This window comes from Pseudoalteromonas luteoviolacea NCIMB 1944 (genome assembly GCF_001625565.1).
GTDB lineage: Bacteria > Pseudomonadota > Gammaproteobacteria > Enterobacterales > Alteromonadaceae > Pseudoalteromonas > Pseudoalteromonas luteoviolacea_F.
On record NZ_AUXS01000012.1, the window covers coordinates 74,630 to 90,113 of the forward strand.

General features: G+C 42.1%; 16 protein-coding genes. 4 read left to right on the forward strand and 12 right to left on the reverse strand.

Annotated features, from left to right (window positions below; translation table 11 throughout):
• Window positions 1-75 precede the first annotated feature (75 nt).
• Window positions 76-471, forward strand: a complete 396-nt coding sequence (locus N483_RS01575) for a flagellar basal body-associated protein FliL (RefSeq protein ID WP_023399518.1) — start codon at window positions 76-78, stop codon at window positions 469-471.
• Here N483_RS01575 and glpG read toward each other — a convergent pair.
• The 6 genes from glpG to N483_RS01605 form a co-directional block, all read right to left on the reverse strand.
• Entirely contained in the window at window positions 452-1,273 is an 822-nt protein-coding gene (gene glpG / locus N483_RS01580; RefSeq protein ID WP_023399517.1) for a rhomboid family intramembrane serine protease GlpG, read from the reverse strand. The genes N483_RS01575 and glpG overlap by 20 nt on opposite strands.
• A complete protein-coding gene (gene glpE / locus N483_RS01585) occupies window positions 1,270-1,587 on the reverse strand; it encodes a thiosulfate sulfurtransferase GlpE (RefSeq protein ID WP_023399516.1) in 318 nt (105 codons plus the stop codon). The genes glpG and glpE overlap by 4 nt, the downstream gene beginning before the upstream one ends.
• Window positions 1,588-1,677: 90 nt before the next feature.
• Window positions 1,678-2,706, reverse strand: coding sequence for an L-threonine 3-dehydrogenase (gene tdh / locus N483_RS01590; RefSeq protein WP_023399515.1), 1,029 nt, complete (start codon window positions 2,704-2,706; stop codon window positions 1,678-1,680).
• A 42-nt stretch (window positions 2,707-2,748) separates the two neighbouring features.
• Complete coding sequence (locus tag N483_RS01595) at window positions 2,749-3,945, reverse strand: glycine C-acetyltransferase (protein WP_023399514.1); 1,197 nt, start codon at window positions 3,943-3,945, stop codon at window positions 2,749-2,751.
• Window positions 3,946-4,254: 309 nt separating this feature from the next.
• Window positions 4,255-4,803, reverse strand: coding sequence for a D-glycero-beta-D-manno-heptose 1,7-bisphosphate 7-phosphatase (gmhB, locus tag N483_RS01600; protein WP_023399513.1), 549 nt, complete (start codon window positions 4,801-4,803; stop codon window positions 4,255-4,257).
• On the reverse strand, window positions 4,800-5,843 hold the full coding sequence (locus tag N483_RS01605) for a glycosyltransferase family 9 protein (protein WP_023399512.1): 1,044 nt from the start codon (window positions 5,841-5,843) through the stop codon (window positions 4,800-4,802). The genes gmhB and N483_RS01605 overlap by 4 nt, the downstream gene beginning before the upstream one ends.
• A 129-nt stretch (window positions 5,844-5,972) precedes the next feature.
• On the opposite strand from N483_RS01605, the gene N483_RS01610 reads away from it, so the two are divergent.
• Window positions 5,973-6,698, forward strand: coding sequence for a 3-deoxy-D-manno-octulosonic acid kinase (locus N483_RS01610; protein ID WP_023399511.1), 726 nt, complete (start codon window positions 5,973-5,975; stop codon window positions 6,696-6,698).
• On the opposite strand, the gene hldE is transcribed toward N483_RS01610, so the two are convergent.
• From hldE to N483_RS01625, 3 genes are all read right to left on the reverse strand, one after another.
• The gene (gene hldE, locus N483_RS01615) at window positions 6,695-8,143 is read right to left on the reverse strand and encodes a bifunctional D-glycero-beta-D-manno-heptose-7-phosphate kinase/D-glycero-beta-D-manno-heptose 1-phosphate adenylyltransferase HldE (RefSeq protein ID WP_023399510.1); all 1,449 of its coding nucleotides are present in this window, start codon (window positions 8,141-8,143) and stop codon (window positions 6,695-6,697) included. The genes N483_RS01610 and hldE overlap by 4 nt on opposite strands.
• On the reverse strand, window positions 8,140-8,733 hold the full coding sequence (locus N483_RS01620) for a D-sedoheptulose-7-phosphate isomerase (RefSeq protein ID WP_023399509.1): 594 nt from the start codon (window positions 8,731-8,733) through the stop codon (window positions 8,140-8,142). The genes hldE and N483_RS01620 overlap by 4 nt, the downstream gene beginning before the upstream one ends.
• A 62-nt stretch (window positions 8,734-8,795) precedes the next feature.
• On the reverse strand, window positions 8,796-10,256 hold the full coding sequence (locus tag N483_RS01625; RefSeq protein WP_023399508.1) for a capsule assembly Wzi family protein: 1,461 nt from the start codon (window positions 10,254-10,256) through the stop codon (window positions 8,796-8,798).
• Window positions 10,257-10,401: 145 nt separating this feature from the next.
• Here N483_RS01625 and waaA point away from each other — a divergent pair, with 145 nt between their 5' ends.
• Window positions 10,402-11,664, forward strand: a complete 1,263-nt coding sequence (gene waaA / locus N483_RS01630; protein WP_036976285.1) for a lipid IV(A) 3-deoxy-D-manno-octulosonic acid transferase — start codon at window positions 10,402-10,404, stop codon at window positions 11,662-11,664.
• A complete protein-coding gene (locus N483_RS01635; protein WP_023399506.1) occupies window positions 11,665-12,210 on the forward strand; it encodes a DUF1415 domain-containing protein in 546 nt (181 codons plus the stop codon). It abuts the gene before it with no gap.
• A gap of 53 nt (window positions 12,211-12,263) precedes the next feature.
• Here the strand turns inward: N483_RS01635 and N483_RS01640 are convergent, their stop codons facing one another.
• The 3 genes from N483_RS01640 to N483_RS01650 are packed head-to-tail and all read right to left on the reverse strand — an operon-like array spanning window position 12,264 to window position 15,352.
• The gene (locus N483_RS01640) at window positions 12,264-12,584 is read right to left on the reverse strand and encodes a YdbL family protein (protein ID WP_023399505.1); all 321 of its coding nucleotides are present in this window, start codon (window positions 12,582-12,584) and stop codon (window positions 12,264-12,266) included.
• Window positions 12,585-12,595: 11 nt separating this feature from the next.
• Window positions 12,596-12,775 (reverse strand): YnbE family lipoprotein, encoded by a 180-nt coding sequence (locus N483_RS01645; RefSeq protein WP_023399504.1) that lies wholly within the window; start codon window positions 12,773-12,775, stop codon window positions 12,596-12,598.
• A gap of 15 nt (window positions 12,776-12,790) precedes the next feature.
• Window positions 12,791-15,352 (reverse strand): YdbH domain-containing protein, encoded by a 2,562-nt coding sequence (locus N483_RS01650; RefSeq protein WP_023399503.1) that lies wholly within the window; start codon window positions 15,350-15,352, stop codon window positions 12,791-12,793.
• Between the last annotated feature and the right edge of the window lie 132 nt (window positions 15,353-15,484).

A 15,484-nucleotide genomic window follows, 5' to 3' on the forward strand; every position in this document is an offset into this window, starting at 1 on the left:
CTCGCTGTTCATGCTCTACAATTAAGTATAAACTAACGATATTGTTGATATTTAGTTACATATTTTCAGGCGATTATGGTTCGTACTCTTATACTATTAGTGGCACTTACAATCAGCACAGCAAGCTTTAAACTCAAAGCCGAGTCTAATGTTGGCTATTATGGTTTCGAACCGGATATCATTACGAACTATATTGGTCAATCCAACAAAAAATTGGGTTATGTTCGAGTAACCATAGATCTTATGCTAGATGATATCGCTAATATTGCGGTAGTCGAACACCATACTCCATTATTGAGGGATGCCATTGTGCAGATACTCAGTAAAGAGCCAGAAGAAACAATTAAATCTTTAACTGGCAGAGAGGAAATCAGACAACGCTGTGCAGCAAAGCTGAAATCCTTATTAAAAGATGAAACTGGCCAGGAGATTGTGCGAGAGGTTTTATTTACTAAGTACCTTTATCACTAAGACGTTGGGCTAAAACAGCAAGGCTCATCCCCGACAATAGACCAAATAGGTGGGCCCAGTTTGCCATACTGATAAACAACACGTCTGCAAACCCTAAAACCATCCACAACAACATGAAGCCAATAATTGAATTTGACAATATAGGTTGTTGATCTTTGTTCAATTGGGACAATATCCAACAGAACCCCATTTGCGCATAAACCACTCCGCTCAAGCCACCAAAGTTTTCGTCAACCAATAAAAACTGCGCCCAATTACTTAATAATGCACTGACCGTAAAAACAGTAATTAACATAATAAAGCCAGTTCTTTGCACAATTTGATTGCCCAAATATAGCCACCAGCTAAGGTTAAACAGCAAGTGTATAACACCAAAATGCATAAATGTTGGCGTTATCCAGCTCAAAGGATGGTTAACATCGAACTTGAGCGCATTAAATACATCTGCGGGGGTAAAATAATAGTAACCGCCATAAACAAGCAATGAGGCTATGGCAATGCTCTGAATAAACCAATTTAAGTGGAAAAAACGTTGCAACAAATTAAGCTTGGCACTGTGATACTGTAAGCCACTATCTGTCGCACCAACTTGCCAAGACGCCTTACTATACTTCTCATGGTACGGATTTGTCAGAAACTCCTGCCAAACAGCATCCGCTCTTTGCCAATCTTGGTCATTGACCCATACCGACACGTTTCGTCCATCTTCACTATGAAGCTGACTGTCTATCCCTAGTGTTTTCAGATAATCAACGGCTCCTTGAACCGCTCTAGGGTCTGAAAAGGAGCCTAGCTGTTTCATTTTTCGATGTGGTTAGGAAGCGCTTGCTCCCACTGGGTAAAGCCACCATCCATGCTGTACACCTCTTCAAAACCTTGCTCAACCAAGTAGTTTGCAGCATTTTGAGAGCTGATACCGTGATAACAGACAATAACTATTGGTTGCTCAAATTCCTTTTCCTGCATGAAATGCGCTAAATTTTCATTAGACAAGTGCTCTGAACCAGGTATATGGCCCGCTGAAAATGAATTTGGGTCACGTATATCCGCAACAACTACCTCTTCTCGAGACATCAATTCTTGTGTTTGTTCAACACTAATATGTTTAAAAGACATTTCTCTCTCATTAAAAAAACGGCCTCTCAAGCATCGATACCTAGCAATGGGCACACACTCAAAAAGCCGCTGATATACTTCAGACGTAAATTACTTAGTCCAGTCTAGGATAACCTTGCCTGACTGACCTGAAATCATTGTATCAAAGCCTTGTTGGAAATCATCCACATTAAATTCATGGGTAATGATTGGCTCTAAGTTCAATCCAGATTGAATAAGGCTTGCCATTTTATACCAAGTCTCAAACATCTCTCGTCCATAGATCCCTTTAATAACGAGACCTTTAAAGATCACTTGGTTCCAATCAACAGCCATATCGCTCGGAGGAATACCTAGCATCGCAATTTTACCACCGTGGTTCATGTTGTTCAGCATGCTGTTAAATGCAACTGGAACACCAGACATCTCTAAACCAACATCAAAACCTTCTGTCATACCAAGTTCTTGCATAACATCTTCAAGGCTTTCTTTTGCCACATTGACCGCTTTTGTAGCGCCCATCTTACGTGCTAGCTCTAAGCGGTATTCATTGACGTCAGTGATCACAACATGACGAGCACCAACATGTTTAGCTACTGCCGCCGCCATGATACCGATTGGACCAGCACCTGTTATCAGAACGTCTTCGCCGACTAAGTCAAATGACAAAGCCGTATGAACTGCATTGCCAAATGGGTCGAAAATCGATGCCAATTCGTCAGAAATATTGTCCGGGATCTTAAATGCATTATAAGCTGGGATCACAAGGTACTCTGCAAAAGAGCCTTCTCTGTTAACACCGACACCGATAGTATTGCGGCACAGGTGAACGCGACCACCACGGCAATTTCGACAATGCCCACATGTGATATGACCTTCGCCTGAGACGCGATCACCGACTTCAAAACCGCGAACTTCCTGTCCCATATCCACAATTTCCCCAACATATTCATGGCCTACCACCATAGGAGTTGGAATTGTGTTTTGTGACCACTCATCCCATTTATAAATATGGACATCGGTACCACAAATCGCGGTTTTACGGATCTTGATCAATAAGTCATTGTGCCCCATTTCAGGTTTAGGCACATCTGTCATCCAGATCCCTTCCTCGGCTTTCAACTTGGATAATGCTTTCATAATATTCACTCGTTAGAAAGTAGGTGCAAACGCACCTAGCAATTAAATCACACCTAAATCTTTACCAATGCGGATAAACGCAGCAATGGCCTTATCTAACTGCTCTTTAGTGTGCGCTGCTGAGATTTGCGTACGAATACGAGCTTGGCCTTTAGGTACTACAGGGAATGAGAAGCCAATCACATAGATGCCTTCTGCCAACAATCGATCTGACATTTCAGCAGCCATTTTTGCATCACCTAACATCACAGGAATTATAGCGTGATCTTTACCTGCACACGTAAAACCTGCTGCTTCCATCTCAGTACGGAAATGCGCCGCATTTTCCCAAAGTTGGTCGCGTAGTGCTTTGCCATCTTTAAGCATGTCTAATACTTTAATCGACGCTGTCACGATTGAAGGAGCCAAAGAGTTTGAGAATAGGTATGGACGAGAACGTTGGCGTAACCATTCTACGATCTCTTTTTTACCTGACGTATAACCACCAGAAGCACCACCAAGTGCTTTACCAAGCGTACCAGTAATAATATCTACTCGATCCATTACACCACAGTACTCTGGTGTACCTGCACCATTTTCACCGACAAAACCGACAGCGTGAGAATCATCGACCATCACTAATGCATCATATTTGTCTGCCAGATCACACACCGCGGCTAAATTACAGATCACACCGTCCATTGAGAAAACGCCGTCTGTAGCAATAAGCTTCGTCTTTGCGCCCGCTTCAGTGGCTGCGATCAGCTGCTTCTCTAAGTCAGCCATATCATTGTTTGCATAGCGGAAACGTTTTGCTTTACAAAGACGAACACCATCGATAATTGAGGCGTGATTCAATGAGTCAGAGATAATTGCATCTTCTGGCCCAAGAATAGTTTCAAATAGACCTGCATTCGCATCGAAACATGAAGAGTAAAGAATAGTATCTTCAGTTTTCAAAAACTCGCTAATTTTTTCTTCTAGCGTCTTATGAATATCCTGTGTACCGCAAATAAAGCGTACAGATGCAACACCAAAGCCATGGTCTGACAACCCTTGTTGTGCAGCAGCGATCAAATCTGGGTGATTGGCTAAACCTAGGTAGTTATTTGCACAAAAGTTAATTACGCTTTCACCCGTTGAAACAGCAATTTCAGCTTGCTGTTGTGATGTGATAATACGTTCTTTTTTATATAAGCCTTCAGCTTTAACTTCTTCTATTTGTTGTTGAAGTTGGCTGTAGAATGCCGCTGATCTCATGTAGAGTCTCCATTGGTTGCACGGAGTGTGTATACCTAACTTGATTACTGAGGTGAACACACGACTTTAAGGACTCGAAGAATGCGTTGTGATTCCACAATACAAACCACTTTCTTCGACTCGTTAGACGCTAAAACTCAGGGTAAATCAATAAAAAGAATACACACCAAATGAAAAGTCATACTCAAGCCAATTACCCACTTGTTGTATGAATGAGTTAAATTACTTGAGTATATTTTAAAAGGTTCGCAAGCTAATTGCACGAATTGTGATTATCTTGTTTTACCTTCGCGTAAAGCTTACTGGGCGTTACACCAATTTCTCTGGCACTTCAGCCAAAGAACCACATACCAAATCAGCATGGGACTTGTCTTCATCGCTTAAAGTTTGCCCAGAACATACTAAGATTTTTGTTGTCACTCCAGCAGCTTCTGCTGCTTGCATATCTGACACTTTATCACCAACCATGATGCTCTGCTTTGGATCAATATTATGCTCTTCAATGGCTTGTAATATCATACCAGGCTTTGGCTTTCTGCAATCACAGTCCAATAAATACTGCGACAGCGCCTTTTTTGGATGATGTGGGCAAAAGTAAACTCCCGAAATATTGATATCATGTGATGAAAACTGTTGGCACATCCAATCACTTAACTTTTGAAATTGCATTTCATCATAGTAACCACGGCCGATACCAGATTGGTTTGTGACCACGACAATTTTAAAGCCATTGTCTGAAAAATATTTACACGCATCAAATACGCCGTCGATAAATTCAAACTCTTCGATGGCATGTACATAGGCATGATCGTGATTAATAACGCCATCCCTATCTAGAAATACTGCTTTAGACTTCATAATTTCTCTTGCTCAACAACTTTATCAAACATCGCTTTAACTTCATCGACACCAATTTGCGTCATCAGTTCCGCACCCTTAATTCGAGTTCCCCAAGGCAATTCGTTAGCAGGTTTGCCCTTTTGAGCGAGGACATTTTTATGATAAACCTCAACGACATAATCTTGAAACAAATACGGCCCAGTGCGCTTAGGGTTCGAATGGGCATATAAACCAATCACAGGCGTACCAACCGTTACAGCCATGTGCGCAGGCCCAGTATCTGGCGCAAGTACAAGCTTCGCTTGTTTAAGCACGCACAGTAATGTTTTTAGCTGCGTTTGACCAACTAAATTCAGAATATTACATTTGGCGTGCTCTATAATTGAGCTACTCAAATTCCGTTCAAGCTCAGTTGGACCGCCGGTTAGTACAATATCAAAACCTAGCTCTGCGGCGTAATCTGCCAATGCGGCATAGCGCTCAGGCAACCAGTTACGCTCTTTTTTGCTTGCCGCTGGGGAAATAACCAAAATACGCTGCAAACCACTTAAAAGAGAGCGAGCTTGCATTTCATCGTCTTCTGTATATGGCATTTCCCAGCGAGGGCTTTCTAACTTGGCACCAATGGTTTGTGCAAACTGCTGGAAGCCTTCGAGAACATGAGGCTCAGTTTGTTTGGCTATTCGCTGATTGACAAACAGCGAATGTAGCTCTTTAGCACGCGCATTATCAAAGCCGATTTTTACTTTGGCAGGAATAAATAAGGCCGCCAAGTTGGCGCGAAATGCAACTTGCATATGTAACAGCACGTCAAACTTAGTACCCTTAAATTGCGCTTTGAGGTCTTTAAATGCAGCTTTACCACGCTTTTTATCAAACACAACAAACTCAACACCGGGTAAGTCAGCCAGTAACATAGCCTCTACTTTACCGATCACCCAAGTGATCTTGGCTTGTGGATGTGCACGTTGAATAGCTTGAACAGCCGCCACAGCATGACATACGTCACCAATGGCCGATAACCTTAGTATACAAATAGAAGCAATTGATTTAGACACTCAGTCCCACCTTATCTGTTTATGAACGCACGATCTTAAATTAATCACTTCGATTTGCAACACTTGTGCATTTCACTCAAGAGAAAAAGCCGCTAAACTTGCCTCACTTTATTCCAGTGCAAACCAATTATGCTTAAAATAGAACACACCAATAACAGCTACATTTTACAGCCTCAAGACTGTGCAATGAAGATTACCCATAATTGGTTTAACGTGGAATATTGGCGTCAAAAAGAAGCCATTATTACGAGCAAACAAGGCCGTGCACCAGCATGGTTTATAGAATATCAAGAAAGCCAAGTCGGCGTTCTCAAACACTACTGGCGAGGCGGTTTAATAGGCAGGCTGCTCAGCGATCAATACCTGTTTGTTGGGCTAACTAACACCCGCGTATATAAAGAATTCAAATTACTTACTGAACTCAAAGCATTAGATCTACCAGTACCAGCCCCCATAGCTGCATATGTAGAAATACGCTTTGGTATTTATCGTGCTGATATTTTAACAGAGGCCATTACAGGCGCAAAAAGCCTATGCGAAATCCTTCGGCAACGTGTGGCAAGCAATGTCGAATTACAAGCTATTGGACGTACCATAGCTAAATTTCACAACAATGGGGTATATCACGATGACCTCAATATCAACAACATTCTTTTTGACAAACAAGGTGTTGTTCACCTGATTGATTTTGATAAAGGCGATATTCGCGAACAAGAAGCAAATTGGCAACAGGCGAACATAGACAGACTTGCGCGCTCTTTTAAAAAAGAAGCCAGCAAATGGCCGGCTTTCTTTTTTGAAAAAAGGCATTGGCAAATATTACACAACGCCTATAAAACCGAGTTAAGCGGTTAACTTTTACTGAGCCGTGCTTTTTTAATCACATTAGAGGTTGAGCAACCATCCAAAAAAGACAGGACCTCAACCTGGCCCCCTTGTGCTAAAACATGTTCAGCCCCAGCAATTTCCTCAACTTTATAATCGCCACCCTTAACTAGGATGTCCGGACTAATTGTTGCAATTAAATTGGCCGGAGTATCGCCTTCTTCTTCTTTGCCAAATGGGATCACCCAATCGACAGAAGCCAAAGCTGAAATAACCATAGCACGTTCGTTGAGTGGGTTAATTGGTCTATCTGGGCCTTTTAAACGTGATATTGATTCATCGTTATTCAACCCGACGACTAGTTTGTCTCCCATTGCTTTTGCTTGTGCTAAGTAGCGAACATGCCCTGCATGTAAAATATCAAAACACCCATTGGTAAACACGATTTTTTCACCATTTTGCTTAGCAAAAGAAATGTGTTGCAACACGTCTTCAAATGGCGCTTGATAATGCTCACCAGTATCTTTGAGATATTGACTCAGTTTTGCACTCAACTCTTCTGGTGAAACCGTTGCGGCACCCAGTTTTCCAACTACGATGCCCGCAGCTAAATTCGCCATCTCAACCGCATCTTTGGCATTCAACCCTGCGCCTAACATAGCCGTCAAGGTCGCAATAACAGTGTCACCAGCGCCTGTAACATCACTCACCTCTAAAACTTGCGCGGCAAAGTCATGTTTTTCACTCTCAGAAATGAGCGACATCCCCTGCTCAGAGCGCGTGAGTAGCATAGCACCTATGCCGGCTTCAGAAATCAGCTTTCTGGCACTCTCCGTTAGTGTTGTTTCAGAACTAACATCACCACCAGCTAACTTAAATTCATTCAAGTTAGGGGTGATAAAATCAGCACCTCGGTAAACTGACAAATCACTGAGTTTAGGGTCTACTAAAACCGTTTTACCTGCTCGTTTGGCAATTTCAATCATCTCTTGGATATTTGCAAGAGCGCCTTTGTTATAATCCGAAAAGAGAACAAAATCATAATTATCGATAACCTGTTTTAACTGAGCTACCAATAAAGCACTATGCTCTGACAGAAACTGTTCTTCCATATCTAGTCTGACAACTTGCTGATGCCGACTTATAACTCGCATTTTTGCTATCGTTGGCAAAGTCTCTACAGCAACGAGCTGAGACTCAATGTTATCGTTTTCTAAAATAGTGCGTAGCTTGTGCCCGTTATCATCTTGACCAATTAGCCCTAATAACCCCACTTTGCCATCTAAATGCGCAATATTCTTCGCAACATTGGCTGCCCCACCCGCTTTATCTTCTAGGCTACTTACTTTCACAACTGGAACAGGCGCTTCAGGAGAGATCCTGCCAGTATCACCGTGCCAGTAACGGTCAAGCATCACATCACCCACAACGAGAATGCTGGCGTTGTGAAGGTTTTGTAAAGCAGCTAGTTTCATAGGCTTTGCTCCGAGATTAACAGGTCGACCGCTTCACATAACCAGTGACCTATAAACATATGCGCCTCTTGAATACGCGCGGTTTCATCAAAATCGATGATGATTGGCAATTTAGCGATGTCTTTTACATCCCCGCCTTTTCGGCCTGTTAATGCGACCGTATAAGCGCCTATTTCATTCGCTGCGGTAAGTGCTAAGTTGATGTTTTCGCTGGTGCCTGAAGTTGTCAGTCCGATCACCAAATCTTCCGGTTTGCACAGAGCCTGAACTTGCCTTTCAAAAACAGTGTTAAAGTGATAGTCATTGCTATGTGCGGTTAAAATTGACGTATCTGTTGTTAACGCAATTGAAGCCAAAGGTCCACGCTCTAATTTATAGCGAACCACAAACTCGGCAGCTAAATGCTGCGCATCTGCCGCGCTTCCACCGTTACCAAACCAAATAACCTTGCCACCAGAGGCGAGCGTTTTTTGACACGCTTTTAAAAGCTCAATTGATTCTTTATGGTAATTTGCCATATTAGCAAATAGCGCCATATGGCGCTCCAAGCTATCTAAATAGCTATTCGCAATCTGTTCATTGACTGACATAGTGAACCTTAAATTTATTACAAGCCCAAATATGGTGCTAGTTCTTAATACTTACCCGTGTTTTACCAGTATACATTGACTGAAAGCCAAGTGTAGCTTTCTCCGTATACATCTTTTCCAACAGTCAGGCTTGTTTCCAATTGATAGCCATCAATTTTTCTCGAGTTTGACAGTTTTATTTCACGCATATCTTCATAGGTATCACTCACACCACCTAACTCATTTACGTAACCGCTTTTGTTTTTTACGTTCGTCAGCTTCAGATTCCACATCGAGTCTAGGCTTTCTGTATAAGTTACCTCAAGTACATTATTGGTCGTGGGTACACCATCATTAAACGTTCTGTTGTTTGCCGCAAAGTGTCCAATAACAAAGTTATCTATACTATTACCAGTTTTTGCATAGATTTTATTTACATACCAAAGGCTATGTAGATTCGTATGTTCAAACCTGATGGCTAAATCTTTGGTTATATTCGGAAAATGAACACCAAAGCTCGTAACATTATTACCAAACAAGTAATTCTTGTGCTCTCGAGTATCTTCGCCACCATGTTCTAGATACCACTCAGCGGTTGTCCACCAATTGGTTTTAAATACGGTCGTAACGCTAGCCCACTGATCTCCAAGCTCTGCGTCTTGGCTACCTGTTTTACCGCTGTTATCGTTTCCAGCAGGATCAAAATAGGCTTTAACTACATCTTTGAAATCAACTTTTCTCGGGCCGCCACCAAATTGCATGATACGGTTAATGCCAATTTTCCAATTCTGCAATGGTTCAAAGTTGAGTTGTGTACCCGCAAGACGCGGAGTGCCATCATGCAGTGTATTCTGATACATAATGCCATCTTCAACATGTTCTAACTCAGAATAGAAAATTTCAAAATCGAAATTCCACCAGTTTTGAAGTGGTGAATTTAACCCCAAAGAAGCGGATAAAGGAGCTTTTGCATTGGTAGAATATATGGTTGCGGAGTGCTTAAATGGCGAAAACCAGTGCTCTTTATACCCTAAGTTTAATTGTAGATTTTCTCCACCAAGTGCGTAAAAAGTGTTATATGGCACTAATTTACCTGACTCTACACGATATTCTGCGCCCAATTGCACTAACGAGCTTTTGCTACCTCGGTAGATGCCATCCAAGGACAACTCAGCATACTCACCCGAGTAATTTCCACGATCATTTGCCAGTTTTTGCTCCTCACCCGAGTCAGCTCGTAATTTAAAACCTCGACGCGTGATGCCATCCTGTTGTAAATAAGGAGCGATACGTGCTCGAATGCTGGCTTGCAAAGCTGGGTCTATGTTGCCAAGTTTAACAATATGCTTATTGATTTCAGTAATACGATAAGGTTTGCTCATCGGTGTTACCGCCGTTAATGCAAACATTTTATCTACTTGATATTCCAAGATCTTATCTTTGCCGATAGGAAGGAAAGCAGTCGGCGTCGCGTACACTAAAGAAGAGCTTAAAAACAGTATCAAAGTAACAGCAAACAACAACTTTTTATAAATTGACAACATTTTATTTCTTTCAAATACAAACAGGGGCGAGCATACTAGCAAATTAAGGGCTTTTGAGCACGCCCAGATATGTGTAAAATTGTTATAGTAATTTTCATCCAACTACAAACGCGTTAAACTGCCCTTTTATTTGTACCCTGATGCCATGACTCGATTTATATACTCCACCATGCTGCTGCTACTTGCACCACTCATTTCGATTTACTTGTATCAGATCAGAGGGAAGAAAAACCCCGGCTATAGACACCATTTTTGCGAAAGGTTCGGACAGATAGATGCCAGTATTCCCGAGGGAGCTATTGTTGTCCATTGTGCATCTGTAGGTGAAGTACTCGCGGCCGCCCCCTTAATAAAAAAAATGCAAACGCGCTATCCATCATATCCGTTTGTGATCACGTGTAACACACCAACTGGTCGAGCTGAAGTTTTAAAACAATTTAAAGATTCGGTCTACACATGTTATCTGCCAATTGATTTTGCGTTTTCGACGCGTCGTTTTATCAAACGCTTAAAACCTAAGCTAGTCGTCGTATTAGAAACTGAGCTATGGCCAAACCTATTTCATTATGCCAATCAGTATTGCTGCCCCGTTGCAGTGGTCAATGCCCGCTTGTCGGAGAAATCGTTTCATGGCTATCAAAAATTCTCAGCGATAAGCCGTAATATCATGAAAAATATTAATGTACTTGCAAGCCATAACGAAGAGGATGCTGAGCGGTTTACTACATTGGGGTTAGAAGAAAAACGAGTTATCACGACCGGATCAATTAAGTTTGATGTCGAACTTAGCGAAAATGACATATCTAAATTGCAGAACATCAAATCTCAGCTTGGCGAGCGTCCGGTATGGATTGCAGGGTCAACTCACCCTGGCGAGAATGAGCAAATCATCGCAATACATCAAAGTTTATTGGCTAAAATGCCTTCATTGCTGTTGATCATTGCACCGCGTCACCCTGAGCAATTTAATGCGGTTGCAAACTTGTTGCGTGACGCTAACCTAACATTTAGCCGTCGCAGTCAATCGTTTGAAAATACCAGTGAAGTGCTATTAGCGGACACCCTAGGCGAGCTTAAGTTTTTATATGGCTGCGCAGATGTAGCCTTTGTCGGCGGTAGCTTGATCGAACGAGGAGGTCACAATCCTCTGGAAGCCGCAGCGAGCTCAGTGGGTGTATTAAGCGGTCCAAGCACTTACAACTTTTCTCATATTTACCCGCAACTAACAGCAATGCACGGCGCTAAAATATGCTCAAATAACAGCGAGTTAGCAGCGCAATTAGATACGCTATTAAGCGATTCAAACGCAGCCCACAAACTGGGGCAGAATGCGCATGCCTGCTTGGCAAAAAATCAAGGCGCGATTAATCGCACGCTCAATATTATCGATTCACTGTTGGAGCAGTAAATGAGTGAACATATCATTAATACGATGAAGAGCTGGGTCAGTAAGGTCATTGTAAAATATAACTTTTGTCCATTTGCCAGAAAAGAAGTCGAGCAAAACGCTATCTACTATCATATCAGTAGTGCTGTCAGTCATGATGACGCCGTAATGGACATGCTAGAGCAGTGCTTTGAGCTAAATCAGAACCCAAAAAGAGAAACAACATTAATTAGCTTTTCGGAGGGCTTCGTTGATTTCGGGGATTTTTTAGATTTAGTCGATTTAGCAAATGCTATGCTTTGCGCACAAGGTTTTGAAGGGACATATCAAATTGCGACCTTTCACCCCGACTACGTTTTTGCAGATAGTGATGAAACTGATCCGGCTAATTACACCAACCGCGCCCCTTTCCCTACCCTCCATTTGATCAGAGAAAGTAGCATGGCTGCCGCTCTCGAAGAGTATGATGACCCTGAATCTATCCCAGACAATAACATTCGACTAGCAAGGCGAAAAGGTGAAGCTTTTTGGCAACAGCTACTCGCCAGCTGCTCACATCATAAATAGCCGTTTCATTCGGACTTGCAGCGCAACTTGACGCTGCAAGCCAACAGGTATATTTACTTTTTAACCCACTTTCCTTTCACTTGAATAAAGTGACCTGCAGACGTTTTTTTGTAGGTTTTTTCCGCAGCAAGCTTTTCTACCTGCGATAGACTGATGCCATTTTTCTTGGCCAACTGCTGATATTTGGTTTTGCGCTTCTTGTTGATATCCGCGACAAGTTTTTTCACATCGTCTGAGCCCTTAATAACACCTAAATATCCGGATGCGTTTTCACCAACCATACCTTGTGACTTAGCTTCATTAATTGATAAAGCCATCACAGAAAAGCTCATACATGCCGCTGCGATTGTGGTCAAAATTAGTTTTGCTTTCATGTTCTCGCTCCCTAGAATAATTCACTGTCATCACTAAACAAATCGTCTAGCTCTTTGTCTACTTTCACACGGATTTCGTGATCAACTTTTACATTTAAATTGATGGTGATAGGTTCTTTAGTCTCAACTTGTACTTTATGAGTACAGGCTGAGGTGACTAAAACCAGCATCAAAGTTAGCATCCATTTCATGCCTTCTTGCTCCTGTTAGTTTAATGCGTTTTCTACTTCTTTGGTGATCTCATCGCTTAGGCGCAACGCTCTAAACAACTGAAAAATATTTTCTTTATGTGTGTAATTAAAGTTAATTGGCTGAGGCTCTGCCTGCTGCTCATTAACACCAGTAATTTGCACGGCTAAGTCTAACCAACCATCTGACGACATATTCACGTCGCTTGATAGCTTTTCAATATTGAGCCTTTCCAGCATGCCAAATGCCGTTTCCAAACTCGGTTGCTGTGCTTTAAGCGCTTCAACAGACGCATTGTTTTCAATACTTAATAACCCGACATCAATGTTATTGAGCTTGCCACCGTCAATTTCAAATAACCCATCGACTACCGACACTGGTAGATGACCATGCACGCGACCACTAAGTTCTACACCTGCATTTTTAGCCGCTTTTGCGATCACAGCAAGGTCCCAATTCTTGGCCTCTACTAGAAAGCTCTGATCTTGGTTAGAAAGTTTAATCCCCTTTGCAAAGAGTTGGCCGTCGAATATGTTCGCGCTGATATTACTCAGCATGGGCTCCCCCTCATAGGAAGACAAAATAGCGCTGAAATTTTCTAACACAGCACCAGAGCGGACTTCTCTTATGTCTATTTGAGAGTCTTCGAATGCGATCGCTCCTGCGTTAACTTTCCCCGCAACAGGTATATTTAAGCCGCTCAAATAGTGTGAGTCATACAAAATCCCCCCTTCCTCGAGGACTGCATTGAACGAAAATGCTTGTTGGTTAACATTACCTTGTAAAGTCGCAGAGATCGTACCTTCACTAAGCTGCAACTTTGGTTCAAACTGTGTCAGTATCGGCGTCAATGTCAAAAAGCTCTGTTCAGGCACCCTCACTGTCAAATGGTGTAACTGTTGATCAACCTGTTGCTTAATCAGCATTTCAAAATCATCGAGGTGTAACACATGCTCAAGAGAGGCCTGCTCTGCCAATAAACCTGCCGATGTTAAAACAACATGCCTAAAAGAAAGCTGAGGAGTCGCGACTAAGCCTAGGTGCGTCTCTCCATCCACCTCTGCGCTCACTTTATTATCTTTAAATTCGCCTTGCAATGTTAGGGTATGGGTGACATCTTTGCCTCGTACCTCTGCTTTTTTAAAAGAACCAACTTGAAACTCAAGCTGACTCTTGAATTGCTTATCTTGATCAAAACTCACTGCACTTTCTAGCAAAACATGTTTACCAGATACATCCTGAACCTGATATCGCTCAGCACTAAGTTGTGTGTTTAATACGTCTACTTGCAGCGCTTGTGCAATACCGTCTACCAACTGTTTCATATCAACGCTGACATGAGTCGTTAAATTCAGCTCTGTATTGTTCAATTGCGCCTGTGAGTTAGTTACCTTACCCACAGATGATTGCGTTGCTAAATCAACACTGATAATTTCCCCAACGACGCCTTTTAGCACGTAATCACCTTGGCTAACAACGTCTTGAACCTTCAAGCCTTGAGGTAAACGTACCTCTTCACTGCTGAATAACCAATCCCCCTCAAGAGATAAGGTATTGTTTTGTAAACTCAATTTTGACTGAAGTTCAAGCCAGCCAATCTGTGGGTTTTGATGGCTGAGCTGAATATCAGTTTGCACAATTTGACCATTAACATCGAGCGATAGATTTTTCAATTTTAGGGCGGTTGCGCCATTGTTATCTTCAAGAGTTAGCGCTGGTATTTCTACACTATTGAAAGCTATATTGATCGGCTCAGGCAGCACAACACGCCAACTTGTGCTTAGCAAGTCTATAGAAGCACTCTGCTGGTAGCGTTGTAGTTTTTCACAGGCGAGAGCATCAAGCTTAATATCGAGTGATGATAAGTCTGCGCCCCCACTTTGCACGTTTAAATCCCAACTACCAGATAACTCCCCTACAACCCTAGCTGTAATATCACACTCGTCTAGGGTTCGATCTAAGATACTTGCATCTAAGCTCACCGATGTAACGGCTTGTATACCATCAAATGTGGCCGATAGTTGCCCCGCTAACGCCTTTAATTGCGATGGCAAGTAAGGTTTAATCCCTTGGCTTTGAAGATCAGCATTCAAATTTACTTTATCGCTATACACTATGACCTGTGCCAATATATCTCCGCTAAGAGAGAATCTATCAAGCTCAGATTCATGAATTGATAAGGAGAGAGGTTGGCGCAATACTGGTGATTCAACATTCAGCTTATCGATCGAGACTAGTGGTCTATCTGCTATTAATGGCAATGAAAGCGGTGTCATAGTTGCCGGGTTAGAACCCGATGCGATCGGCTTATGCTTTACCTTTACATACGCTATTTCTATCGACTTTGTTGTGATGGTTATATTTTCCCCATGTACATCCGCTTGCTCATTAGAGAAACACACCTTGCTAATGTGAATTGTAGTGAAATCAGAAGGAGACCACTCCAAACAACTCAATCGGCCTTGCTGTTGGGTGAGAAAGTAATTTGCAGCCGCAATACTGAGTGGCGATCGGAATATAAAAAGCGTGGCTAGCAACAGGCAAAAGCTTATCACTGCATATAACAAAAAACGGCGCATTCGTTCCTAACTATTTTGCAATCTGAACAACTAGTTTAAGTCATCTTTAGCCTAATGTAATGTAGTAGAGCGTAAGAAGTTGTAAAATCGACAAAGTCGTTTTTGAAGTACGTTATAAGTGTTTACGAATGA